Below are 25001 nucleotides of genomic sequence, written 5' to 3'. Positions count from 1 at the left end.
AACACAGCGGCCGTTTTTTATCCAGCTCACGAACGCAAACCCGCAGACGCGCGCGCGTCTACGACTCGAAATCGAGCCCGCCGATCAGCGTCACCGGCTCACCCTGCGTATGCGTGGAGAAATCGAGTTCGCGCGCCTGGGTCCACGCATTGAGCTTGCGCGGCAGCGCGGCCAGATATCGGGCGAAACGCGTCGCACCGTGCTCACCCATCAGCCCTTCTATTTCGCCGCTGTCCCAGGTCAGATACAGATTCAACGGATGCGGGTAATGGCCGAGTTCATCGAGCGGGGCAGCATGAATTCGCACGCGGGTGGGCTGCCCGTGTGCGCCGTGCGGCAACACGTCGGTTTGCACGGTCTTCGCGAAGCACGCGGCGATCGCCTCGGCAATGCGCGGCGCGAACTCCTGGTCGAAACGAATTGCACTGTCCGGGCGCATGCAACTCTCCGTTGTGATTCTCATCGTGGGTCGGTCATCGTAGCAGACTCAGTTTTTCGCCGGTGGAGTCGCGTCCGGTCCATGCGTCACCGCCTCGCGCAGCGCCTTGCGGATCACCTTGCCGGTGGCCGTCATCGGCAGGCTTTCGACGAAGCGAATCTCGCGCGGATATTCGTGCGCGGCCAGACGCGTCTTCACGTGCTGCTGGATCTCGCGCACGAGCGCGTCGTCGCCGACGAAGCCGGCTTTCAGCACGACGAACGCCATCACGATTTCGGTGCGCTCGCGATCGGGCGCGCCGACCACCGCAGCCATCGCGACGGCCGGATGACGCAGCAGCGAATCCTCGATCGACGCCGGCCCGATCCGGTAGCCGGCGCTCGTGATCACGTCGTCGCCACGGCCGACGAAGCGAATGAAGCCGTCCGCGTCACGCGTGCCGAGATCGCCGGTCAGCAGAAACTTGCCGCGGAATTTGTCGTTGGTGGCCGCAGCATTGCGCCAGTAGCCGACAAACATCACCGGATCGGGCGCGGCCACCGCGATATCGCCGATCGCGCCGGGCGGCAGTTCGTTGCCGGCGGCATCGATGATCGCGACATGGTGCCCCGGCACCGCGCGCCCCATCGCGCCGGGGCGCGGCTCGAATAGCGCCGCGCACGACGACACCACGACGTTGCACTCGGTCTGCCCGTAGAACTCGTTGATCGTCACGCCGAGCGCCTCGCGCCCCCAGCCGATCAGTTCCTCGCCCAGCGATTCGCCGCCGCTCGCGACCGATTGCAACGCGAGACGCAGATGGGCGGGCCGCTCGACGCCGCGCATCATCTTCAGCGCGGTCGGCGGCACGAACGCATGGGAGACCGCGTGACGCGCGAGCAGATCGAACGCGGCGTGGCCATCGAATTTCGCAAAGCGGCGCGCGAGCACCGCGACACCGTGATGCCACGATGGCAGCAGCACGTCGAACAGACCGCCGATCCACGCCCAGTCCGCGGGCGTCCACATCAGCGTCGCGTGCGCGGGAAAGCCCTGCTGCGACATCTCGACGCCGGGCAGATGTCCAAGCAACACGCGATGCGCGTGCAACGCGCCCTTCGGTTTTCCCGTCGTGCCCGATGTATAGATGATGATCGCGGGATCGTCGGCGGCGGTATCGACCGGCGTGAAATCAGCGGGGGCGCTATTCAACGCATGCCAGAACGACCGCACGGGCGCGTCCAATGCTTCGTCGTCCTGCTCGATATCGACACTGAACACGTGCCGCAACCCGGGCAGCGCGCCGCGAATTTCGTCGACCTTTTGCACGCCGGCGTGATCGGTGATCAGCGCCACCGCGCCGCTGTCGCCGAGCCGATGCTCGATCGCGTCCACGCCGAACAGCGCGAACAGCGGCACCGCGACCATGCCGGCCTTGTATGCGGCGAGATGCGCGATGGCCGTTTCGATCGATTGCGACAGAAAGATGCCGACGCACTCGCCGCGCCGCGCGCCGAGCGCGAGCAACGCATTGGCGAAGCGGTCGGATAGCGCTTTCAGTTCGTCGAACGTATAGCGGGTCGCGCGGCCATCGGCGTCTTCGGAGATCAGCGCGACACGCCCCGAGCCATCGGCCCATTTGTCGCAGGTGTCGACGCCGATGTTGTAGCGCGACGGAATACGCCATGTGAAATTGGCCGTGAGCGAATCGTAAGTCTCGTCGTCGAGGTTCATCACGTCTCCTTGATATCGTCTTTATCTCTGCGTGGCGCGCATGCATGGCTCATTGGTTGCTATACGTACGCGTGGTCGGTCTTCTGCAGTTTAGCCGACGATCCCGCGCTATTCGTTGATGCATCGCCACCCGCAACTGAATTCGCCACATACGACATAGTCCCGCCCATAATCGCCGACATGGTGCGAGGAACTCAACGTTTCGCGACAACTCCTGTGCGATTCAAGCCCTTTACGTATGACCTGTGCGATGCCCGTCTAGGATCGTTACACAGGTCCGGCGCGCATGTTGCGCTGCATGATCGTTACCCTGGATGACATATGCGCAAGGCAAGATTTGCATCGTTCTGGCACGGTCCCGAACTTTCTCCTTACGAAATCGCCTGTCTCAAATCGTTCGCGCTGTACGGCAGCGAGGTCGCGCTTTATAGCTATGAGCCGATCGCCGGTCTGCCGCCCGGCGTGATCGCGAAGGACGCGACCGCGATACTGCCGCGCGATTCGCTTCACGATTTCCCGATTCACGGCGTACCGTCGATGGCGCATTTCACCGACTATTTCCGCTTTGTGATGTTCACGAGGACCGACGAGATCTGGGTCGATACCGATCTGCTGCTGTTGCGGGATTTCGATCTCAACGCCAAGGGCGACCTGATTGGGCGAGAGACCTCATCAAGCATCTGCACGGCGATGCTGCGGCTCGACCCGGATCAGCCGCGCTTGCACGAACTGATCGAACGTGTCGAAGCAATGAAGGGCACGGCACTGAAGTGGGGCGACACGGGCCCGCGTCTGTTGACCGCCGTCTACGGCGTGAAGGCGGGTCTTCCCGAAAGTCTGTTCTATCCGGTGCATTTCAACGATTACTACAAGGTGTTCCTGCCGCGCTATTTCGACGAGTGCGCGGCGCTCTGTTCCGACGCGTACACGCTGCATCTGTGGAACAACCGTGTCGTCAAGATGGGACTCTTCAAGCGCATCGGGCCGCCCGTTGGCTCGTTCCTGCATCACGTGTTCGAGCAAACCGGCGCGAACGAGCTGTTTCGCGAGTTCTATCCGGCGAGCGTGATGCAGGCGATGATCGACAACGCGGTGGGCAAAGTCGGCAGCGATGAAGGCGTGCGCAAGCTGCTGCGCGTCGGCGTGCCGATGGTCACGACGGCCATCGCGCGCAGACTCGGCGCCTGAGTTCGCCGCTTCAGTTCGCGCCGCCCGCGCCCGAGCCCTGCGCCTGCTCCAGCACGAAGTCGATGAACGTCGCCGCCGCGCGCGTGTGATGCCGGTTCGGCATGTACAGCATGTACATGGGCGTGCCGAAGATGCTGAGCCGCCACCCATCGAGCGCGGTCAGCACGGCGCCGCGCTTCAAATCGTCCTGCGCCACGTAGTCGCAACTGCCTGCCGATCACGGCCGCGGTAATCAGCGGCGCGGTGCGCAGGTCGTCGAGCGTCGCCGGCAGGCTGTGTATCCGTGCGAGTTCGGGGGACGCGCAGGCCACGTACGCGGCAGCGATGCACAGAAACGTCACTAGCTGCCACGCATTCTCGATGGTTCCGACTGGCGGTGCCAAGGTTATTCGGAGCCGGGCGCGGGCTCCGATCTTGCGTCGGTCAGCACGACGGCGGTGCGCGGCAAGGACGCGAAGGGCGAGCACTACATCGTCAATGGCCAGAAGACCTGGACCACGCTCGGTCATTACGCGAACATGATCTTCTGCCTCTTGCGGACCGCGACCGGCGTGCGCAAACAGGAAGGCATCAGCTTTCTGCTGATCGACATGAACACGCCGGGCGGCGACGCGCAGAAGGCGGTGCTGGGGTCGTTGATCGACGGCTCGCGGCTCGTTGCGCTTGCGCACGGCGAACCGGACAGCCATTACGCACTGGCTCGGGTCGCCATGACGCGCGCGCGGCGCAGCGTCATGGGCAACCGCGGCGCGTGGACGTTAAACGGCGCAAAGGCCGGCGTTCAGCATGGCGAGCATGCTCAGATGTTCCTCATCTCGACACGCACGAGCGGCAATGACGATGCCAAAGCCGGCATCACGCTGTTTCTGGCGCCGACGGATGCGGCGGGTATCAGCGTGCGCGGCTATCGCAAGATCGACGGAGGACGCGCGGCCGAAGTGATGTTCGACAACGTCACGCTCGGCGACGACAGCGTGTTCGGCTCAGTGGACCAGGGCTTTGCGACGCTTGAATATGCGGTGAATTGCGGCGTACTCGCGCTGTGCGCGGAAGCGGTCTGGAGCGGTTTGTGGCGCTGGGGGCTCGAGGGTGATGATTCGCGTGCGCGGGCGCGTGCGAATACGGCACGCCTCGCGCCGGCCTTTTGAAAATCAACAGTGACCAGCTTTTCGCGCGTCACTCTTTTTTGTTTGTCGCCGAGGTCGGTTCGCGTGCCAAGCGAATCAAAAAGGTTGAGCAATGCCGGATGGACTGCCTTGCGGATTCGTGAGGGTGCGGTCCTTCGCTACCACAACGACGTAGCGAACAATTGCACCTTCGGGCAACCGGCTGTGCGTGTGCCGGACCTGGTCATTCGCCGCCGTTATTAGCAGTTCGGCACTGGCGGCCGCATCCAATCCAGCCGACATCGTCGCGAACCGCAGCGGACTGCCCATGAGCGAAGTCGACGCGGCACTCGCGCATTGCGACGCGATTCAGTCGAGCATGAGTCTTTGCGCGTGGCGCGATCAGATCGTTGCGGAACAGAAGCTGGAGCGAGTCGTGGAGGTCAAGGTCCGTTCATCAGAGACTTGCAAAGCCTCGCTCGAGAAAGGACCCACCGCGTGGAAACAGCGCCGTGACGCCAAGTGCGAAAAATCGGCTTCGCGAGAATGGGCCGGCGGCTCGATGCTACCCACGGCAGTTGCGATGTGTAAAACCGCCGAGACCGAGCGGATGAGCAAAGCGATCAACAACGCGAGATGCCGATGAGGGTGCGCAACGCTCTAACCGAGGATCGCAGGCACTTCCTGACGTGCTGACAGACTGGAGGCAACGCGGCCACTTGTTCGGCGACCAAGAAAAAAGGACTTACGGCTTCTACCGTAAGTCCTTTCTGATCTTGGTCGGGGCGAGAGGATTTGAACCTCCGACCACCTGCACCCCATGCAGGTACGCTACCAGGCTGCGCTACGCCCCGAACAGAAGAAAAATTATAACAGACACTTCATTCGATTAGAACTGCCCGACTCGAACAAAGCGGACCGGCGCATGAACTAGTGGCCCAGCAGATCGATCACGTTCTGCAGTTCCTTGCGCAACTTCTCGACATCGACCGCAATCGTGGTCGATGCTGCCTGCACCTGCCCCGCGGCACCCTCGCGCTCCTCGATCACCTCGTCCGGCCCAGCCCCGGGAGGTGAATCGAGCCGGTTGCGTGCCCCGTTGATCGTAAAACCCTGCTCGTACAGCAACTCTCGAATCCGCCGGATCAGCAGCACCTCGTGATGCTGATAATACCGACGATTGCCGCGCCGCTTCACCGGCCTCAACTGGGTGAACTCCTGCTCCCAGTAACGCAGCACGTGAGGCTTCACCCCGCAAAGTTCGCTGACCTCGCCAATCGTGAAGTACCGCTTCGCCGGAATCGGAGGCAAGACGACTTTCTCGATCGTCGCTGTCATCGTCAGTTAGCCGTGATGGGTTGCCCGGAAGCGCGCCAGTCGATCAGCGCGCGAAGCTCGCTTCGGCGCCGTTTTCGACGAGCGCCTTCAACTTCTGACTTGCATGAAACGTCACCACGCGACGCGCGGCGATCGGAATCGCCTCGCCGGTCTTCGGATTTCTGCCGGGACGCTGCGGCTTGTCGCGCAACTGGAAGTTGCCGAAGCCCGACAGCTTCACGCTGTCGCCGCTCTCGAGCGCATCGCGGATCACCTCGAAGAACGCCTCGACCATGTCCTTCGCTTCCCGCTTGTTGAGCCCGACATTGTCGAACAGCAACTCGGCAAGTTCCGCCTTGGTGAGCGTCGGCGTTTCATTCGAAACGACCGCGGGTGATGTCGGAATTTCTCGAATCATGGCGCTGCGTTGCGCCGTAAGAAGGGCTTCGAAATCACTCGAGTTCATTTCATTCATATCTATCAAATGGCGCGCCAAGCGTAAAACAATGGATGCGGAAACAGCCGTGCAATTGTTGATTGCGGGTTATCCGCGCAACCGTGCGCCATATACTCGAGCCAGACGTTCCACCAGAGTTTGAATAGCCAGATCGACCGTTTCATCCTGAAGGGTTCCGCCAGTATCTTGCAAGGTCACCCGGAACGCAAGGCTTTTCTCGTGCGCGGCCAGACCACCGGAAGTGTTTGATTTTGGACGAAATTCGTCGAAAAGCGCAACCTTCTGGACGGCCTTGCAGGCCGGTTCGGACAGTGCCTTCTGAAGCTCGTCGAGCAGCGCCTGAACCTCGATTTTCTGATCCACGACCACGGCGATATCACGTCGTACCGGCGGAAATTTTGAAACTTCCGACGGAATCGGCAATACCCGCTGCATTAATGCTTCCGCTTCGATTTCAAACAGAATCGGCGCATGCGGCAAATCATATTTTTGCATCCAGCGCGGATGCAATTCGCCAATCCAGCCCACTGCGCGACCATTCAATTCGATACGCGCGCTGCGTCCCGGATGCAGCGCCGGATGCTCGGCCTTCGCGAACCGCGCCACCGCCGGCGCGACCAGCGCTTCGAGATCGCCCTTCACGTCGAAGAAGTCGACGGTACGCGTCGACACGCCCCACTGCTCGTCGAGCGCGGGACCATAGGCGAGCGCGCCGATCATCTTCGGCTGCGCGAAACCTTCGACGGTCAACTCGCCGGCTTTGATCGACGGATCGTGCAGGAACACGCGGCCCGCTTCGAACACGCGCACGCGGTCCGCCGCGCGACGGCTCAGGTTCGTGCGCAGCACATGAATCAGGCTGCCGAACAGCGTCGTGCGCATCACCGACAGTTGGCTCGCGATCGGGTTGATCAGACGCACCGGGTTGCTGTTGCCCGCGAAATTCTGCTCCCACTCGGCGTCGACGAAGCTGAAGTTCACCGTTTCCGCGTAGTCGCGCGCGGCGAGCGCATGACGGATCGCGTGGATGGAGCGTTGCGTCTCGTTGGTCGCGCGCATCTCGCTGGTCGCGACCGGCGGGCGCGCCGGAATGTTTTCGAAGCCGTAGATGCGCGCGACTTCTTCGATCAGGTCCTCTTCGATTTCGATATCGAAGCGGTACGACGGCGGCATCACCGAGAATGTATCGCCGTCACGCTCGAACGACAGGCCGAGGCGCGTGAAGATCTGCGCGATTTCATCGGCGCCGATCGCGACGCCGATGATGCGGTTCGCGCGCGAAACGCGCATCGTCACGGGCGCGCGCTTCGGCACGTTGACGATCTGATCGTCGACCGGTCCCGCTTCGCCGCCGCAGATGTCGAGGATCAGCTGCGTGATCCGCTCGATATGATCGACGGTGCTGGCATAGTCGACGCCGCGCTCGAAGCGATGGCCCGCATCGGTCGAGAAGTTGTACTTGCGCGAGCGGCCACGGATGCTATCGGGCCACCAGAACGCGGCTTCGAGATAGATGTTGGTGGTGTCGAGCGTGACCGCGGTGCTGTCGCCGCCCATGATGCCCGCGAGGCTTTCGATGTGCTGCTCGTCGGCGATCACACCGACCGTTTCGTCGAGCTCGACCGTGTTGCCGTTCAACAGCTTCAGCGTTTCGCCCTTGCGGCCCCAGCGCACGTCCATGCCGCCGTGGATCTTGTCGAGATCGAACACGTGCGACGGACGCCCCAGCTCGAGCATCACATAGTTCGAGATGTCGACGAGCGCGGAGATGCTGCGCTGGCCCGAGCGCTCGAGACGCTCGACCATCCATTGCGGCGACTTCGCGCGCGCATTGACGCCGCGGATCACGCGGCCCGAGAAACGGCCACACAGATCGGACGCCGAAATGTTCACGGGCAGCGTTTCATTGAGCGTGACCGGTGCTGGCTCGATTTCGAGCGGGCGCAGCGGCGCGCCGGTAATCGCCGACGTTTCCCGCGCGACGCCGAATACCGACAGACAGTCGGCCTTGTTCGGCGTGAGCTTGATTTCAAAAACGGTGTCGTCGAGGTTGAGCGTCTCGCGGATGTCCTGGCCGATCGGCGTGTCTTCCGGCAGGATCATCAGACCGCTGTGATCTTCGGAGAGCTTCAGCTCGCGCGCCGAGCACAGCATGCCCTGGCTTTCCACGCCGCGCAGCTTCGACAGCTTGATCGCGAACGGCGCGCCGCCCTCTTCGGCCGGCGGCAGTTGCGCACCGACCAGCGCGACCGGCACCTTGATGCCGGGCGCAACATTCGGCGCACCGCACACGATGTTCAGCGTCGCGCCGGTGCCGGCGTTGACCTGACACACGTTGAGCTTGTCCGCATCCGGGTGCTTGACGACTTCCAGCACCTGGCCGACGACGATCTTCGAGGTCGGCGGCGCAGCCGGCCGCAGGTCTTCGACTTCGAGACCCGCCATCGTTAACGCGTGCGACAGCTCGTCGGTGGTCAGTTGCGGATCGACAAAAGTTCTGAGCCAGGATTCCGGAAATTGCATGGTTCTGTGTACGTTGTGATCAGGTTAGGTCCACGTCCGGCAGATGCTTCGTAAAGCCCGCTGGTCTTGCGCCGGTTCAGCGAACTCTGCCGGGGACGCACGCGGCACGCACCGGGTGCGCTACCGCGTTCTATGCTTGGTCGCGCTCTCGCGCGCCGGTTCATGCGAATTGACGCAGAAAGCGCAGGTCGTTTTCGAAGAACAGGCGCAGGTCCTGCACGCCGTAACGCAGCATCGTGAGACGCTCGAGGCCGCTGCCGAATGCGAAGCCGATGTAGCGCTCCGGGTCGAGACCCATGTTGCGGATCACGGTGGGATGCACCTGGCCGGAGCCCGAGATTTCGAGCCATTTGCCCGCGTTCTTGCCCGTTTCGAACTGCATGTCGATCTCGGCCGACGGTTCGGTAAACGGGAAATACGATGGACGGAAACGCACGAGAATGTCGTCGCGCTCGAAGAATTTCTTCAGAAAGTCGGTATATACGCCCTTCAGGTCCGCGAAGCTGATGTTCTCGTCGATCCAAAGGCCTTCGACCTGGTTGAACATCGGCGAATGCGTCGCGTCACTGTCCACGCGATACGTGCGGCCCGGTACGATTACCTTGATTGGCGGCGTGTTCGTGCGCGCGTAGCGCACCTGCATCGGGCTCGTATGCGTACGCAGCAGCAGCGGACGGCCGTCGGCATCCTTGCCGTCGACGTAGAAGGTGTCCTGCATCGAACGCGCCGGATGGTTTTCCGGGCTGTTCAGCGAAGTGAAGTTGTACCAGTCAGTTTCGATCTCGGGGCCGTCGGCCACGTCGAATCCGATCGTACGGAAAATCTGTTCGACGCGCTCCCAGGTGCGCATCACCGGGTGCAGGCTGCCTGCATTGGCGCCGCGGCCCGGCAGCGTGACGTCGATCGCTTCGGCGGCGAGGCGCTGGTTCAGCAGCGCGTCGGCGAGCGCTTGACGGCGTGTCGTCAGTGCGGCTTCGACCTGTTGCTTGACGAGGTTGATCCGTGCGCCTTCGGTCTTGCGCGTTTCGGGATCGAGTTTGCCAAGGCCCTTCAACAGCTCAGTGAGCGCACCCGCTTTACCGAGAAAGCGCGCTTTTTCGTTCTCGAGGGTGGTGACGTCGGGGGCTTCTGCGAAGGCTTTTTGCGCGTCGGCGACAATCTGGTCCAGATCCATTGATCCCATCATTTCAACGTCAGTGTTCTATCGAAACAAAACTGGTTCTGCCAACAAAAACGGGGCTCGGTGAGGAGCCCCGTTTTTGTTGCAGCGTCACCGAGACTACCGGATGTTCGCTGCAACGAACCACGCAGTTTTAATTGCCAGAAGCGCAATCAGGCTGCAACGGCGGCTTTCACCTGCTGAACGATCGCAGCAAAAGCAGCCTTGTCGAACACAGCCATGTCGGCCAGCACCTTGCGGTCCAGTTCGATCGACGCCTTCTTCAGGCCGTTGATGAACACGCTGTACGTCATGTCGTGTTGACGCACCGCCGCGTTGATACGCGTGATCCACAGTGCGCGGAACACACGCTTCTTGTTGCGGCGGTCGCGGTAGGCGTACTGGCCTGCGCGCATGACCGCCTGCTTGGCGATGCGATAGACGTTATTGCGACGGCCGCGGTAACCCTTGGCCAGCTTGATGATCTTCTTGTGACGGGCCCGTGCGGTAACCCCACGTTTTACTCGAGGCATATTTCGCTCCTATGAGTGTCGGTTAAGGGTTAAGCGAACGGCAGCATCGCGCGAACGGAGTTCAGATCGGAATCATGAACTGCCGTGGAGCCACGCAGATGGCGTTTGTTCTTGGTGGACTTCTTGGTAAGAATGTGACGCTTGAAGGCCTGACCGCGTTTGACGGTACCGCCCGGACGCACCACGAAGCGCTTTGCAGCGCTCTTCTTGGTCTTCATCTTCGGCATGACAACTCCATTATTAGATGGACATGGGTGTGCGGTCAGCCAGATGGCCAATTCCCGCCCTTCGAAACCCATTCCACTTGGTATGCAGACCGCCGATACCGCTAGCGGACGCTTTTCGGGAACGACTGCGCAATTGCATGCGCACCGTTCCGAAACCTTCCAACACGGCGCCGGGCATCCAGGACCCGGCACAGCGTCAAACAAATTCACGACACCGGAGCGCGCGCCACATGGCGCGCCGTCGCTCCGGCCAACTGATTCACTTACTTCTTTTTCTTCGGAGCAAGCACCATGATCATCTGGCGCCCTTCCATTTTCGGCATCTGCTCGACCTGACCGACTTCGTCGAGGTCGGTGCGCAGGCGTTCGAGCATGCGCATGCCGATTTCCTGGTGAGCCATTTCACGGCCACGGAAACGCAACGTGATTTTCGTCTTGTCGCCATCTTCGAGGAAGCGCACGAGGTTGCGCAGTTTGACGTTGTAATCACCGTCGTCGGTACCCGGGCGGAATTTGACTTCCTTGACCTGGATAACCTTCTGCTTGAGCTTGGCCTCGTGTTGCTTCTTCGCTTCCTGGTACTTGAACTTGCCGTAGTCCATCAAGCGGCAAACCGGCGGAACCGCTTGCGGAGCGATTTCGACCAGATCCACGTCCTGCTGTTCCGACATTCGGAACGCATCAGCGAGTTTCACGATGCCGAGCGGTTCGTTCTCGACGCCGACCAGTCGCACCTCGGGTGCTGTAATTTCACCGTTGATGCGGTGCGCAGACTTATCAGTAGCGATGTTACGTTTCCTCTAAAAATTAAAAAAACGAGCCGGGGTACCGAGTGGTTCAGTTGAACGACTGCACGTCCTGGCGCAGACGCTCAATGAAGGCGTCGACAGGCATCACACCCATATCGACACCACCACGGGCACGCACGGCTACCGTTTGCGCTTCACGCTCCTTGTCACCAACCACTAGCAGGTAGGGGACCTTTTCCAGCGTGTGCTCTCGTATTTTATAGCTAATCTTCTCGTTGCGCAAATCGGCCTCGACTCTAACCCCTTGTTTTTGCAACGATTGGGCTAGCGCCTGCGCATATTCGGCCTGACTTTCCGCGATATTCATCACAACGACCTGCATCGGCGCGAGCCATGCGGGCATTGCACCCGCATGGTGCTCGATCAAAATCCCGAGGAAACGCTCCATCGATCCGACAATCGCCCGGTGCAGCATGATCGGGCGACGGCGGCTGTTGTCTTCAGCGACGTACTCAGCACCCAGCCGCTCCGGCAATACCATGTCGAGCTGCAGCGTACCGCACTGCCACGAACGGCCGAGCGCGTCCTTGATGTGATACTCGACCTTCGGGCCGTAGAACGCGCCCTCGCCGGGCAGCTCTTCCCACGTGACTCCGCAGGCCGTCAGCGCCTCGCGCAGACCCTGCTCCGCGCGATCCCACGTATCGTCGGTGCCGGCGCGCGCATCCGGGCGCAGCGACAGCTTGATCTCGACGTTATCGAAGCCGAAGTCGCGGTAGACGCTCATTGCCAGCGTGTTAAACGCGATCGATTCGCTGATGAACTGATCTTCGGTACAAAAAATATGCGCGTCGTCCTGCACGAAGCCGCGCACACGCATCAGTCCATGCAGCGCGCCCGACGATTCGTTCCGATGGCACGACCCGAACTCCGCGTAACGCAGCGGCAGATCGCGATACGAGCGCAGACCGTGGTTGAACACCTGCACGTGACCGGGGCAGTTCATCGGCTTGATCGCGTAGTCGCGCTTTTCCGATTCCGTCGTAAACATGTTTTCACGATAGTTCTGCCAGTGACCCGACGCTTCCCACAGTGAGCGGTCCATGATCAACGGCGTCTTGATTTCAAGGTAGCCGGCGTCGTTCACACGGCGGCGCATGTACTGCTCGACTTGCTGCCACAGCGTCCAGCCGCGCGGATGCCAGAACACCATGCCCGGCGACTCGTCCTGCATGTGGAACAGGTCGAGCTGCTTGCCAAGCTTGCGATGGTCGCGCTTCTCGGCTTCTTCAAGCATGTGGAGATACGCTTCCTGGTCTTCCTTCTTCGTCCAAGCCGTGCCGTAAATGCGCTGCAGTTGCTCGTTCTTCGAGTCGCCGCGCCAGTACGCGCCCGCGACTTTCATCAGCTTGAAGACCTTCAGCTTGCCGGTGGACGGCACGTGCGGACCGCGGCACAGGTCCGTGAAGCCGCCATGCGAGTACAGCCTGATTTCGTCGCTAGCGGGGATCGATTCGATGATCTCGGCCTTGTACTTTTCGCCGATGCTCTTGAAGTACTCGACCGCTTCGTCGCGCGACACCACGCGACGCGACACCGGCTCGTCCTTCTTCGAGAGTTCCTGCATGCGCTTTTCGATCTTTTCGAGATCTTCCGGCGTGAAAGGACGGTTGTAGGAGAAGTCGTAATAGAAACCGTTGTCAATGACCGGGCCGATCGTGACCTGCGCTTCCGGGTACAGATCCTTCACCGCGTACGCGAGCAGGTGCGCCGTCGAGTGGCGGATGATATCGAGACCGTCTGCGTCCTTCTCCGTGACGATGGCGAGCGCCACGTCGTGATCGATCAGCATGGACGTATCGACCAGCTCCCCGTCGATCTTGCCGGCGAGCGCGGCTTTCGCGAGACCGGGGCCGATCGAGGCGGCCACTTCGGCGACGGTCACCGGATGCTCGTACTGTCGAACAGAACCGTCAGGCAAACGTATCGAAACCATTGCGTTCTCCGTGGTGCCGACCGGCGGCGGCACATACAACCAAGGTCAAAAAGATAAAAAAAATGCGGCCCCGCTTTCGAGGGGCCGCATTCACATTTTATGCAAACTTCACTGGCGAAATTGGTCCTCGACTAGCGTCGCTCCGAAGTGGTTTCGGTCAACGTTCGCGGTGTCATAACCGTATTCGCCTTTTTGCGCTCAAAGCGCTTACTGCAGTTTGCGAAACCCCGACGAGGCCCGGGATTTCATTTTCGTTGGTAGGCTCGATTGGACTCGAACCAACGACCCCCACCATGTCAAGGTGGTGCTCTAACCAGCTGAGCTACGAGCCTGAAGAACCGGGATTATATGGGGTACAGCGCAGCTTGGCAAGCACTTTTATGCAGCGGCTTTAATTCCTCGCGCCGCCAGTGTCCCAATCGAAGTTCTTCCAGGCACGGTTATGGTCATGCAGGGTCAAGTAGAGGAGCGCGAGGACGGCATCGTCAATGGCGGCGGTGTTGATGTCCATGGCGTCCATTCCGAGACTCTTTGGACCCGCGCGCAAAACCGTTCGAGGCTGCCGAGAATTTCGTCGGCCGATTTGCTCTAGGTGAACGGCCGAGAGGCTCCGCGTTACAGACATCGAGGTAATGCCGGATCGCCTCTTCAAGTTGCCGTGTCGAGCGATGCGTGCCACGTCGAATGTACTCCTCAGTGAGCCTGGCGAATCAGCGTTCGACCTGATTGAGCTACGACGCGGAAGTCGAGGTGAAAACTGGAAGCGCGGATGACGAGTGAACCAGTTTTTAATCGAAGGCGTCTTGTGCGTACCGTAGTTGTGTTTGCTGCGTGACTCGCAGTTTCGCCGCGACAGTCTTGTTGTCGATGCCATCGGCGCAGGCCAGCACGATCCGCGCTCGCAATGCCGCCGCCTGCGCTGTTTTGCGGCGCATCGTCAGGGCCATGAGTTGCTCGCACTCAGCTTCGCTCAGCTCGAGTTTCGCCTTGGGTCTTCCGCTCATCGCCGCCTCTTCGAGTCCGTGGCATTCACTACACGGCACTACAGACGGCAAATTATTCAATGAAGTTACAACTCAGCGCACCGCCAGCCCTTTTTACAATCGCCTGCGCCTCAGTTCTTGCGCGTCGCCCGCACCACACCCGTGATCTCGCCCAGCAGCGTGCACGCTCGCTGAATCTGCACGGAGCTCGACACCTCGACGGTAAATTGCATGAACGCGGCATTGCGGCGCGATTGCGTCTTCACGCCGATCACGTTCATCTTTTCCCGCGCGAATACTTCGGAGATATCGCGCAGCAGACCTTGCCGGTCCGTCGCCTCGATACTGAGGTCGACCGGGTAGACGGAGTGGCCGCGGCCGCTCATCACGTCCGCCGACCACGCTGTCTGCAGCACGCGCTCCGGCGCGCGCTCCGCCATGCGGCGGAACGTCGCGCAGTCGCTGCGATGAACCGACATGCCCTTGCCGCGCGTCACGAATCCGCAGATGTCGTCGGGCGGTGCTGGCCGGCAGCAGCGCGCGAGTTGTGTGAGCAACGCATCGACGCCGACCACCAGCACCCCCGTGGATGCGCCGCGCGCAACGCTCGCGCCGCTGCTGCGTTTCTCGAATTTCTCCGGCGCATCGACCTCGGGCTCGGGCGGCGGCGCATCCTGCAGCGCCTGCTCGACGAGCCTCAAGCTGAACTCCTCCTTGCCGACCACGGAGAACAGATCGTCGGTGGCCTTGAAGCCGAGCCGCGTAGCCAGCTGATCGAGATTGACCGAGGTCTTGCCCTCGCGCTGCAGGGTTTTTTCGACCATCGCGCGACCGTTCGCGATGTGCTCCTGTAACTCGACCGCGTTGAACCACGCGCGCACCTTCTGCCGCGCGCGCGAGCTTTGCAGATAGCCGAGCTGCGGATTGAGCCAGTCGCGCGACGGACCGCCCTCCTTCACCGCCACGATCTCGACCGTCTGGCCGTTCTGCAATGGCGTGTTGAGCGGCACCATCACACCGTCGATGCGCGCGCCGCGGCAGCGATGCCCAAGCTCGCTGTGCAGGTGATACGCGAAGTCGATCGGCGTCGCGCCGTGCGGCAACGGAATCACGCGCGCCTGCGGCGTCAGCACGTAGATGTGATCGTCGTCGAGCGTGGCCTGGCGCAACTGCTCCCACGGCCGCGCCGCAGTCGCTTCGCCGTGCTCGCCCTCGGACACCTCGTCCTTCCACGCGAGCAGCTGCCGCAGCCATGCGATCTTCTCGTCGTATTTCTCGTTCGCGCTGAACGTGCCGCCATAGCCGCGCGCGCCCGCTTCCTTGTAGCGCCAGTGCGCGGCCACGCCGTATTCGGCGAAGCGATGCATTTCCTGCGTGCGGATCTGCACTTCGAACGCACGGCCGTCGTCGCCGATCACGACCGTGTGCAGTGACTTGTAGCCGTTAGGCTTCGGCCGTGAGATGTAGTCGTCGAATTCCTTCGGCACCGGCTGCCACAGGTTGTGCACGATGCCGAGCACGGTGTAGCAGTCCTTGACGTCCGGCACGATCACGCGAAACGCGCGCACGTCGTACAACTCGGCGAACTCGAGCTCCTTGCCGCGCATCTTGCGCCAGATGCTGTAGATATGCTTCGGCCGACCGCTCACTTCCGCGCGGATATGCGCGGCGGCCAGCTCCTGCTGCAGGCGTTCGATCGCCTGCGCGACATAGCTCTCGCGCTCGACGCGCTTCTCGTCGAGCAACTTCGCCACGCGCCTGTAGGTGTCCGGCTCCTCGAAACGGAACGCGAGGTCTTCGAGTTCCCACTTCAATTGCCAGATGCCAAGGCGGTTCGCAAGCGGCGCGTAGATATCAAGCGTTTCGCGTGCGACGTCGGGCGACGGCGTGATCTTCGCCGCCGCGTAGTAGCGCAGTGTCTGCAGCCGCGAGGCGAGGCGGATCAGCACGACGCGAATGTCCTGCGCGAACGCGAGCAACATTTTGCGCAGCGCCTCGACCTGCGCGCGACGCGCGGCCTGCGCGTCACGCCCGGCCTCGGGCATCGCGTTTTGCGCCGCACGCAGACTGACCGTGCCGAGGCGCAGCAGCTTGCGTACGTCGCCGACCAGTTGCGCGACCTCTTCGCCGAAGTTGTCCGCGATCACGCGCTCCGGATCGCGCAGATGCGGTGTCAACGCAAACAGCGCCGCGGCCAGCACAGCCGGCGGGTCGACGTTGAGCTTGCGCATGATCGACGCGGTGCCCGCCGCGTGATCCGCGAGCAATTCGCCCGACGACAGCCGCACGTCACCCGCATGTTCGCGCACGAACGCCATCGCTTCGTCGAAGGAACGATGGGGATGAGGCGCGTTCGAAACGGTTTCGGTGTTCATAGTGCGACGGCCCGCCGGGCCAGACGATTCAACGGAAAATCAACAACGATGCTGCCTGACGACCGCGACTCAGCTGCGCTGCGCGGCGATCACGACGATTTCGACGAGGCACTTCGGATTCGCGAGCTTGGCCTCGACGGTTGCGCGCGGCGGCGTATCGCCCTGCGCGACCCACTCGTCCCACACGGCGTTCATGCCGGCGAAATGCACCATGTCCGAGATATAGATCTGCACCGACAGCAGCAGCGATTTGTCGCTGTTCGCTGCAGCGAGCAGACGGTCGATGTGGCCGAGCACTTCGCGCGTCTGGCCGGTGATGTCCTGATCGTCGTCTTCGGCGATCTGACCCGCGAGGTACGCGGTGCCGTTGTGCACGGCCATTTCCGAAAGACGCTTGCCGACGTGGTAACGAATGACTGCCATGAAAAGTCCTGAGCTGAGGGGTTAGTCGAACCGCATCCCGCACGACACTGCCAATCGCAGCGTCATGCTGAACTCAATATTATGACGCGTTCGCGGCTGGACCGAAGAACTCCCGCGCGAGCGCGATCTGGTCAGCCTCCAGAAACGCCGGCGCATGCCCGACGCCCGCGATTTCCACGCTCGATACCGCACGCCCGGTCGCCACCATCTTCGCGATCGTTTCACGCGACAGCAAATCCGACTGCTCGCCGCGCACCACGAGCACCGGCCCCTGGAACGACGCGAGCGAATGCCACAGCGCCGCCTCGCCCTGCTTCGCCGCTTCCTCGGTGACCGCGGCGAACGGCTGCGCGATGCGCGGGTCATAGCGCAACACCCACCCGCCGCCCTCCTCGCGCAGCAACGGCGTATTGATTTCGCGCCATTCGTCCGGCGTCAGCGGGCCGAAGCTCTGCGCGAGCTGCGCGGCGTAGTCGACACCCTGCTGCAGCGTATCGAAGCGCGCGGGCTTGCCGAGGTAATCGCCGATGCGCTTGACCGCGGCCGGCTCGAGATGCGGCCCGACGTCGTTCAGCAGCAGCTTGCGGATCGGCGTATGCGGCAGACCGGCGAGCCCCATGCCGATCAGGCCGCCCATCGAGGTGCCGAACCAGTCGACGGTGTCGACATCGAGCCGCGCGATCAGCGTGACCATGTCGGCGACGTACTGCGGCACCGCGTACAAGTTGGGGTTCGCGAGCCACGACGACAAGCCCCGGCCGACCACGTCCGGGCAGACCACGCGATAGGTCCCGGCGAAGTCGGCGGCGAGGCGGTCGAAATCGCGCCCCGATCGCGTGAGTCCGTGCACGCATAGCAGCACGCGCGGATTGTCCGGTTCGCCCCACTCGGTGTAGGCGACGCGATGCAGGCCGGCAGCGCTCGCGCACTGCACGTAACGTTGACGCGGCGCGGGCCGCCCGACGGTGGAAGCGGAGGTCGTTGCGGTCATACGGGATCCTTGCAATGGCGCCGCGGATTGGGCCTGCGAACGATTGTAAACCGCTTCGTCGCGCAGCAAGCATCGGCCAGAAGGCTTAGGAAGATCGACTCAACCGCCCCGCGCATCCGGTGCCGCGCGCAAAAACAAAACGGGCGAGACTCACGCCTCGCCCGTCCGAACGGCACCGTTGCCGCCGCGCCGTCGCATCGACTCGCGCGGCGCGTTTGAACCGCGTCAGCTCACCGCGCTCACATCGAGCGGCGCGCCGGTCTTCGCCCTGATTTCGTCGACGCTCACGCCGGGCGCGAGTTCGGTCACCTTCAGGCCGTTTTCGGTCACTTCGATCACACCGAGATCGGTGATGATCTCGTCGACCACACCCACGCCCGTCAGCGGCAGCGTGCATTCTTCGAGGATCTTGTGCTGATCGCCTTTCGCGACGTGCTCCATCAGCACGACCACGCGCTTGACGCCCGCGACCAGGTCCATCGCGCCGCCCATGCCCTTGATCATCTTGCCCGGGATCATCCAGTTCGCGAGATCGCCCTTCTTGCTGATCTGCATCGCGCCGAGAATCGCCAGATTGACGTGGCCGCCGCGAATCATCGCGAACGAATCCGCCGACGAGAAAATCGACGAACCCGGCAGCGTCGTCACCGTCTGCTTGCCGGCGTTGATCAGGTCGGCGTCGACTTCGTCTTCGGTCGGCGACGGGCCGATGCCGAGCAGGCCGTTCTCCGACTGCAGCCACACCTCGACGCCCGGCGGCACGTGGTTCGCGACCAGCGTGGGCAGGCCAATGCCGAGGTTCACGTAAAAGCCGTCCTGCAGTTCCTTCGCCGCGCGCGCGGCCATTTCCTCACGAGTCCATGCCATGATCAGTCTCCTTTCGCGCGGACGATGCGTTGTTCGATGCGTTTTTCCGGATGCGCATTCAGCACGATGCGCTGCACGAAGATGCCAGGCGTGTGGATCGCGTCGGGATCGAGCTCGCCCACTTCGACGATCTCTTCGACTTCAGCGACGGTGATGCGGCCGGCCATCGCGCACATCGGATTGAAGTTGCGCGCGGTGCGGCGATAGATCAGGTTGCCAGACTTGTCGGCCTTCCATGCCTTGACGAGCGCGATGTCGGCGGTCAGCGAATGTTCGAGCACGTAGTAGTTCGCGCCGAACTGGCGGGTTTCCTTGCCCTCGGCGATCTGCGTGCCGTAGCCGGTATTGGTGAAAAACGCGGGGATCCCCGCGCCGCCCGCGCGCAGCTTCTCGGCGAGCGTGCCTTGCGGCGTGAATTCAAGCTCGAGTTCGCCGGCCAGATACTGGCGCTCGAACTCCTTGTTCTCGCCGACGTACGACGAGATCATCTTCTTGATCTGGCGAGTCTCGAGCAGCAGGCCAAGGCCGAAACCGTCGACGCCCGCGTTGTTGCTGATGCACGTGATGCCCTGCACCTTCGAATCGCGCAGCGCCACGATCAGCGCCTCAGGAATGCCGCACAATCCGAAGCCGCCGACGGCGAACGTCTGCCCGTCCTTGACGATGTCCTTCAGCGCCTCGGCGGCGCCTGGATAGACCTTGTTCATCTGAATGTCCCTTCCTCTATGGAAACCCGAAACCTGTACGCCTGCCGCCGGATCATTGCGGCTGATATCGCAACTGGCGAACTTAACGCCGCCTCGCGATACCGCTACGTCATTCTAGTCATACGCGGCAAGCGCCGCGCTGTCATCTGCCCGGAAGAGTACGCTGGGCCCACCATACGGCACAATACGCAAAAATACATAAGTACTTACCGCCCGCCCATGCCCGCCCTGGATTACCGCACTGCGTTTCACCTCGCGCCGATCGGACTCGCGCTGTCGCGCGAACGGACCATCGAAGACTGCAACGACCAGCTCGCGTCGATTTTCGGCTATGCGCGCGACGCGCTGATCGGCCAGTCGTTCCAGGTGTTGTATCCATCGGCGGATGAGTTCGAGCGCATCGGCGTGCGCATTCCGCCGATCATGACCGCGCAAGGCAGCTACGCGGACGATCGCATCATGAAGCGCGCGAACGGCGAGCTGTTCTGGTGTCACGTGACGGGCCGCGCGCAGCGGCGCACCGACCCGCACGCGGCGGGCGTCTGGACCTTCGAGGATCTGAGCGCGACCCGGCGCGTCGCGGTGGAGCTCACGCCGCGCGAGCGCGAAATCGCCGCGCAACTGGTCACCGGTAAAACCAGCAAGCAGATCGGCCGCGTGCTCGACATCAGCCCGCGCACGGTAGACGTCTACCGCGCAAGGCTCATGCGCAAATACGGCACAGGCAATGCGACCGAGCTGTTGCAGCGGCTGCTCGGCAATTGACAGAGAGGGAGTTGGCGGCGCGCGGTCGCGCACCAGGCCGCACTGGCCGCGCGCTCAGGCCGCCTTGACGAGCGCCGCGCCCTCGATGGCCGCGCGCAGCACGTCGGGCACCGGCATCGACTTGCCGCCCGCGTAATCGATCCACACGCATCGCGCGGCGCCCCGCGCATAGAGCGTTTCCGGTTCATCGGCGCGCAGCAGCTCGAAAGCCGTATCGAAGCTGCTGCGCCCCGGCGTCGCCACCGACATCCGGCCGATCACGTCGCCCGGATAGTGCAGTTGCCTCAGAAACTCCATCGACGCATTGACGATCACCGGCCCTTGCCCGTCCATGCGCTGGTCGAGAAAGTCCATGTGCTCGAACCACGAGATCCGCACCTGCTCCATGTAGCGGAAATAGACCGTGTTGTTCACGTGACCGAAGGCGTCCATGTCACCCCAGCGGATCGGCATCGTCATTTCGAAGACTGCGTGAAAATCGCTCATTCTGTACTTCCGTTCTTCCTTTGCTTCCTGACTTTTGAAACCTTGGACGACCCGCTCACGCGAGCCCGAAACCGTCGTCGGCGACGATCACCGAGCCGTTGATGAACTGCGATTCGTCCGCCGCGAGCAGCAGCAGCAGCCCGTCGAGATCCTCCGGCTTGCCCACCCGATGACGCGGCAGCATCGCAACGAGTTTCTGCCCCTGATCGGTCGACCAGTGGTGATGGTTGATCTCGGTATCGATATACCCCGGGCAGATCGCGTTCACATTGATGCCGTGCTTGCCCCATTCGAGCGCCATCGCTTTCGTCATGTGAACGACCGCCGCCTTGCTCATCGAATACAGGCCGATTTGCGGCAGCACGCGCAAGCCCGCCATCGACGCGATGTTGATGATCCGGTACGACGGCTTCTGCGCGTTGTTGCCGCGCATGATCATGCGCTTGGCGACTTCCTGCGCGACGAAAAACGCGCCGCGCGTATTCGTGTCGAACACATATTCGAAGTCCGCTGGCGTGACCTCGGACAGCTTTTGCGTGGTCGACACGCCCGAGTTATTGACGAGGATATCGATCGTGCCAGCCTCGGTCTCCGCGTGCGCGACCGCCGACTTGATGCTCTGATAGTCGGTCACGTCGAGCGACACGACATGCGCGGCGCCGCCGGACGCCTCGATTTCCGCGCGCAGCTCCTTCAGCCGCTCCGTTCGTCGGCTCGCCAGCACGACCTTTGCACCCGCCTGCGACAGTACCTGCGCGAAGCGCTTGCCCAACCCGCTCGAAGCGCCCGTAATCAGCGCGACCTTGCCTTCCAGATTGATCGAACGGCCCATTGTCTTTCCTTGTTCGGTTGTATGACAACTGCGGTTGACGGGGTTCGGTAGGACCGCCACTAAGGGTCGATACCGTGTCATTAAATAGTACGATCGTGCTAATCTTTGGCTTTTGGGTTGCGGCACTGGGATCGAACGCCCACAATACGAACCCGAAAAAAGTATTCTAACGGTAAGAGGAGCATCAATGACCCCCGCAAGTCTCATTGAGCAGCACGGCCCGCGCGAGTCGATGGAGTATGACGTCGTGATCGTCGGCGGCGGCCCTGCGGGCCTGTCGGCCGCCATTCGTCTGAAGCAGCGCGCTGCCGAACAAGGCGTCGAGCTTGGCGTGTGCGTGCTGGAAAAAGGCTCGGAGATCGGGGCGCATATCCTGTCGGGCGCCGTGATGGATCCGCGTGCGTTGAATGAACTGATTCCTGACTGGAAGGAAAAAGGCGCGCCGCTGACGGTCGACGTGACCGAGGACCGCTTCCTGTTTCTGTCGGAAACGGGCGCGAAGAGCGTGCCGAACTGGGCGCTGCCGGACAATTTCAAGAACCACGGCAACTACGTGATCAGCCTCGCGAACGTGACGCGCTGGCTGGGTCAGCAGGCCGAGGCGCTCGGTGTCGAAATCTTTCCCGGCTTTCCCGCCGCTGAAGTGCTGTACAACGACGACGGCTCGGTCAAGGGCGTCGCGACCGGCAACCTCGGCATCGGCAAGGACGGCCAGCCGACCGAGAACTTCCAGCTCGGCATGGAACTGCACGCGAAGTACACGCTGTTCTGCGAAGGCGCGCGCGGCCACCTCGGCCGTCAGCTTAACGACCGGTTCAAGCTGCGCGACGGCGCCGATCCGCAGGTCTATGGCCTCGGCATCAAGGAGTTGTGGGAAATCGATCCCGCGAAGCACAAGCCGGGTCTGGTGATGCATACGGCCGGCTGGCCGCTCGAAAACGACACGTATGGCGGCTCGTTCCTCTATCACATGGACAACAACCAGGTGGTGGTGGGCTTCGTGGTCGGTCTGGGTTATAGGAATCCGTATCTGTCACCGTTCGAGGAGTTCCAGCGCTACAAGACGCATCCGGCGATCCGCGCGATTCTCGAAGGCGGCAAACGCGTGTCGTACGGCGCGCGGGCGATTACCGCAGGCGGCCTGATGTCGCTGCCGAAGCTGGTGTTCCCGGGCGGTGCGCTGGTCGGCGACGATGCGGGCTTCCTCAACGCATCGCGCATCAAGGGTTCGCATGCGGCGATCAAGACCGGCATGCTCGCGGCCGACGCTGCTTTCGAAGCGGTACAGGCTGGCCGTCATAACGATGAACTCACTGCCTACCCGGAGTCCTTCAAGACCTCGTGGCTCTACACCGAGTTGTACCGCGCGCGCAACTTCAAGCAGTGGATGAGCAAGGGTCTGTACCTCGGCACGCTGATGGTCGGTCTCGAGCAGAAGCTGCTCGGCGGCAACGTGCCGTGGACGCTCCATCATCAGCATTGGGATCACGAGATGCTGAAGCCGGCGTCGCAGTGCAAGCCGATCACGTATCCGAAGCCGGACGGCAAGCTCACGTTCGACCGGTTGTCTTCGGTGTTCATCTCGAACACGAATCATGAAGAGAATCAGCCGGCGCACCTGACGCTGAAAGATCCGACCGTGCCGGTCAACGTGAACTGGCAGACCTATGCGGGACCGGAGTCGCGCTATTGCCCGGCCGCAGTGTACGAGTTCGTCAAGAACGACGATGGCAGCGAGCGGCTCGTCATCAATGCGCAGAACTGCGTGCACTGCAAGACCTGCGATATCAAGGACCCGACGCAGAATATCGTGTGGGTCACGCCGGAAGGTGGCGGCGGTCCCAACTATCCGAACATGTGATGGGTGTGCTGCTTGCCTTCGCGGTGCTGTGCGATAACCGGCAGCGTCGTGAAGGCAAATTCCGATGGCGCGTTCGCGCTTTCGTCTGCGCGCTTTCTTGCGCGTTTCGTTCGTCCGCTTCCCTATTCTTTTTGGCGGCTCATTTACCGCCAATCGCCGGGCCGCGTCAGCGTTACGGCGCGCTTGCCGCGATCTTCGGCGTGCTCACGGCCACGTCGCCGCATTGCGCGCGATGACGCAACGCGTGATCGATCAACACGAGCGCGAGCATCGACTCGGCGATCGGCGTCGCGCGAATGCCGACGCACGGGTCGTGTCGCCCGAAGGTTTCGACGACCGCCGGCTGCCCCGCCTTGTCGATCGAACGGCGCGGCGTGCGAATGCTCGAGGTCGGCTTGATCGCGATCGACACCGTGATGTCCTGCCCCGTCGAAATACCGCCGAGCACACCGCCCGCGTGATTGCCGACGAAACCCTCCGGCGTCAGTTCGTCGCCATGCACCGAGCCGCGTTGCGCGACGCTCGCGAAACCCGCGCCGATCTCGACGCCCTTCACCGCGTTGATGCCCATCATCGCGTGCGCGATGTCGGCGTCGAGGCGGTCGAACAGCGGCTCGCCTAGGCCGACCGGCACCCCGGACGCGACCACGTTGATGCGTGCGCCGATCGAATCACCGTCCTTGCGCAGCGCGTCCATATACGCTTCGAGTTGCGCAACGATCTGCGCATTCGGCACGAAGAACGGGTTTTCGCGCACGTGCGCCCAATCGACGAACGGCACGTCGATCTCGCCGAGCGCGGCCATATACCCGCGAATCTCGGTGCCAAACTTCTCGCGCAGCCACTTCTTCGCGACCGCGCCAGCCGCGACCGTCGGCGCCGTCAGCCGCGCCGACGAGCGGCCGCCGCCGCGGTAATCGCGAATGCCGTATTTTTGCCAGTACGTGTAGTCGGCATGGCCGGGGCGGAACGTCTCGGCGATGTTGCCGTAGTCCTTGCTGCGCTGGTCGGTGTTGCGGATCAGCAGCGCGATCGGTGCGCCGGTGGTTTGATCTTCGAACACGCCTGACAGGATCTCGACCTTGTCCTCTTCCTGGCGCTGCGTCACATGGCGCGACGTGCCCGGCTTGCGGCGATCGAGCTCCGACTGGATGTCGGCTTCGTTGAGCGCCATGCCCGGCGGGCAGCCATCGATCACACAGCCGATAGCGGGGCCGTGCGATTCGCCGAAGGTCGTGACAGTGAAAAGCGTACCGAGCGTGTTGCCGGACATGAGCGTCGTCCAAAGAAATACGGGGAGAACG

The 25001-nt window shown here is 62.4% G+C and carries 24 protein-coding genes, 2 tRNA genes and 3 pseudogenes; 5 read left to right on the top strand and 24 right to left on the bottom strand.

The window, feature by feature from the left end:
* Positions 1-58: 58 nt before the first annotated feature.
* Positions 59-439 carry a DUF5594 family protein gene (locus F6X42_RS14835; RefSeq protein ID WP_187634932.1) on the bottom strand — a complete coding sequence of 127 codons (381 nt, stop codon included), beginning with the start codon at positions 437-439 and terminating at the stop codon, positions 59-61.
* Positions 440-487: 48 nt separating this feature from the next.
* Entirely contained in the window at positions 488-2152 is a 1665-nt protein-coding gene (locus tag F6X42_RS14830) for an acyl-CoA synthetase (protein WP_187634931.1), read from the bottom strand.
* A 321-nt stretch (positions 2153-2473) separates the two neighbouring features.
* Here F6X42_RS14830 and F6X42_RS14825 point away from each other — a divergent pair, with 321 nt between their 5' ends.
* Positions 2474-3340 carry a hypothetical protein gene (locus F6X42_RS14825; RefSeq protein ID WP_187634930.1) on the top strand — a complete coding sequence of 289 codons (867 nt, stop codon included), beginning with the start codon at positions 2474-2476 and terminating at the stop codon, positions 3338-3340.
* A gap of 10 nt (positions 3341-3350) precedes the next feature.
* Here F6X42_RS14825 and F6X42_RS14820 read toward each other — a convergent pair.
* A pseudogene (locus F6X42_RS14820) lies at positions 3351-3654 on the bottom strand (type 2 periplasmic-binding domain-containing protein); the annotation flags it as partial.
* Positions 3655-3684: 30 nt separating this feature from the next.
* Here F6X42_RS14820 and F6X42_RS43990 point away from each other — a divergent pair.
* Positions 3685-4398, top strand: a pseudogene (locus F6X42_RS43990) (acyl-CoA dehydrogenase family protein); the annotation flags it as partial.
* Between the two features lie 165 nt (positions 4399-4563).
* Here F6X42_RS43990 and F6X42_RS45890 read toward each other — a convergent pair.
* Complete coding sequence (locus F6X42_RS45890; protein ID WP_187634929.1) at positions 4564-4776, bottom strand: hypothetical protein; 213 nt, start codon at positions 4774-4776, stop codon at positions 4564-4566.
* Here F6X42_RS45890 and F6X42_RS14800 point away from each other — a divergent pair.
* Positions 4775-5092 (top strand): lysozyme inhibitor LprI family protein, encoded by a 318-nt coding sequence (locus tag F6X42_RS14800; RefSeq protein ID WP_187634928.1) that lies wholly within the window; start codon positions 4775-4777, stop codon positions 5090-5092. The genes F6X42_RS45890 and F6X42_RS14800 overlap by 2 nt on opposite strands.
* Positions 5093-5223: 131 nt before the next feature.
* Here the strand turns inward: F6X42_RS14800 and F6X42_RS14795 are convergent.
* The 17 genes and pseudogenes from F6X42_RS14795 to F6X42_RS14720 form a co-directional block, all read right to left on the bottom strand.
* Positions 5224-5300: transfer RNA gene (locus F6X42_RS14795), tRNA-Pro, on the bottom strand.
* Between the two features lie 76 nt (positions 5301-5376).
* The gene (locus F6X42_RS14790) at positions 5377-5784 is read right to left on the bottom strand and encodes a MerR family transcriptional regulator (RefSeq protein WP_187634927.1); all 408 of its coding nucleotides are present in this window, start codon (positions 5782-5784) and stop codon (positions 5377-5379) included.
* Between the two features lie 43 nt (positions 5785-5827).
* Entirely contained in the window at positions 5828-6238 is a 411-nt protein-coding gene (locus F6X42_RS14785; RefSeq protein ID WP_176108086.1) for an integration host factor subunit alpha, read from the bottom strand.
* Positions 6239-6307: 69 nt separating this feature from the next.
* Positions 6308-8743, bottom strand: coding sequence for a phenylalanine--tRNA ligase subunit beta (gene pheT / locus F6X42_RS14780; RefSeq protein WP_187634926.1), 2436 nt, complete (start codon positions 8741-8743; stop codon positions 6308-6310).
* A gap of 160 nt (positions 8744-8903) precedes the next feature.
* Complete coding sequence (pheS, locus tag F6X42_RS14775) at positions 8904-9917, bottom strand: phenylalanine--tRNA ligase subunit alpha (RefSeq protein WP_187634925.1); 1014 nt, start codon at positions 9915-9917, stop codon at positions 8904-8906.
* Positions 9918-10075: 158 nt separating this feature from the next.
* The gene (gene rplT / locus F6X42_RS14770; RefSeq protein ID WP_006052502.1) at positions 10076-10435 is read right to left on the bottom strand and encodes a 50S ribosomal protein L20; all 360 of its coding nucleotides are present in this window, start codon (positions 10433-10435) and stop codon (positions 10076-10078) included.
* 29 nt (positions 10436-10464) lie between these two features.
* The gene (rpmI, locus tag F6X42_RS14765) at positions 10465-10662 is read right to left on the bottom strand and encodes a 50S ribosomal protein L35 (protein ID WP_027198217.1); all 198 of its coding nucleotides are present in this window, start codon (positions 10660-10662) and stop codon (positions 10465-10467) included.
* Between the two features lie 263 nt (positions 10663-10925).
* Complete coding sequence (infC, locus tag F6X42_RS14760) at positions 10926-11450, bottom strand: translation initiation factor IF-3 (protein ID WP_075643713.1); 525 nt, start codon at positions 11448-11450, stop codon at positions 10926-10928.
* A gap of 49 nt (positions 11451-11499) precedes the next feature.
* On the bottom strand, positions 11500-13407 hold the full coding sequence (gene thrS / locus F6X42_RS14755; protein ID WP_187634924.1) for a threonine--tRNA ligase: 1908 nt from the start codon (positions 13405-13407) through the stop codon (positions 11500-11502).
* A 255-nt stretch (positions 13408-13662) separates the two neighbouring features.
* A tRNA-Val gene (locus F6X42_RS14750) sits at positions 13663-13739 on the bottom strand.
* Positions 13740-13819: 80 nt separating this feature from the next.
* Positions 13820-13918 (bottom strand): annotated as a pseudogene (locus F6X42_RS46405) (DUF6429 family protein); the annotation flags it as partial.
* 277 nt (positions 13919-14195) lie between these two features.
* A complete protein-coding gene (locus tag F6X42_RS45885) occupies positions 14196-14354 on the bottom strand; it encodes a hypothetical protein (protein WP_376776368.1) in 159 nt (52 codons plus the stop codon).
* A gap of 167 nt (positions 14355-14521) precedes the next feature.
* On the bottom strand, positions 14522-16765 hold the full coding sequence (locus tag F6X42_RS14740) for a RelA/SpoT family protein (RefSeq protein WP_187634923.1): 2244 nt from the start codon (positions 16763-16765) through the stop codon (positions 14522-14524).
* A 69-nt stretch (positions 16766-16834) separates the two neighbouring features.
* Positions 16835-17188 carry a RidA family protein gene (locus F6X42_RS14735; RefSeq protein ID WP_187634922.1) on the bottom strand — a complete coding sequence of 118 codons (354 nt, stop codon included), beginning with the start codon at positions 17186-17188 and terminating at the stop codon, positions 16835-16837.
* Between the two features lie 79 nt (positions 17189-17267).
* Positions 17268-18179: an alpha/beta fold hydrolase gene (locus tag F6X42_RS14730; RefSeq protein WP_187634921.1), complete on the bottom strand. Its 912-nt coding sequence runs from the start codon at positions 18177-18179 to the stop codon at positions 17268-17270.
* Positions 18180-18404: 225 nt separating this feature from the next.
* A complete protein-coding gene (locus F6X42_RS14725) occupies positions 18405-19046 on the bottom strand; it encodes a CoA transferase subunit B (protein WP_187634920.1) in 642 nt (213 codons plus the stop codon).
* Between the two features lie 2 nt (positions 19047-19048).
* Entirely contained in the window at positions 19049-19753 is a 705-nt protein-coding gene (locus F6X42_RS14720) for a CoA transferase subunit A (RefSeq protein ID WP_187634919.1), read from the bottom strand.
* A 219-nt stretch (positions 19754-19972) separates the two neighbouring features.
* Between F6X42_RS14720 and F6X42_RS14715 the strand changes: the two genes are divergently transcribed.
* Complete coding sequence (locus tag F6X42_RS14715) at positions 19973-20518, top strand: LuxR C-terminal-related transcriptional regulator (protein WP_187634918.1); 546 nt, start codon at positions 19973-19975, stop codon at positions 20516-20518.
* Between the two features lie 54 nt (positions 20519-20572).
* On the opposite strand, the gene F6X42_RS14710 is transcribed toward F6X42_RS14715, so the two are convergent.
* Together F6X42_RS14710 and F6X42_RS14705 are read right to left on the bottom strand one after the other, a co-directional pair.
* The gene (locus F6X42_RS14710) at positions 20573-21004 is read right to left on the bottom strand and encodes an acyl-CoA thioesterase (protein WP_187634917.1); all 432 of its coding nucleotides are present in this window, start codon (positions 21002-21004) and stop codon (positions 20573-20575) included.
* Positions 21005-21059: 55 nt separating this feature from the next.
* Positions 21060-21836 (bottom strand): SDR family oxidoreductase, encoded by a 777-nt coding sequence (locus F6X42_RS14705; RefSeq protein ID WP_018421159.1) that lies wholly within the window; start codon positions 21834-21836, stop codon positions 21060-21062.
* A gap of 187 nt (positions 21837-22023) precedes the next feature.
* Between F6X42_RS14705 and F6X42_RS14700 the strand changes: the two genes are divergently transcribed.
* Positions 22024-23697, top strand: coding sequence for an electron transfer flavoprotein-ubiquinone oxidoreductase (locus tag F6X42_RS14700; RefSeq protein WP_187634916.1), 1674 nt, complete (start codon positions 22024-22026; stop codon positions 23695-23697).
* Positions 23698-23869: 172 nt separating this feature from the next.
* Here the strand turns inward: F6X42_RS14700 and aroC are convergent, their stop codons facing one another.
* Entirely contained in the window at positions 23870-24970 is a 1101-nt protein-coding gene (gene aroC / locus F6X42_RS14695; protein WP_187634915.1) for a chorismate synthase, read from the bottom strand.
* Positions 24971-25001 lie beyond the last annotated feature (31 nt).

It is taken from the genome of Paraburkholderia podalyriae, assembly GCF_014397785.1.
In the GTDB taxonomy this organism is placed as follows: domain Bacteria; phylum Pseudomonadota; class Gammaproteobacteria; order Burkholderiales; family Burkholderiaceae; genus Paraburkholderia; species Paraburkholderia podalyriae.
This window is presented reverse-complemented; position numbering and strand designations above follow the sequence as displayed.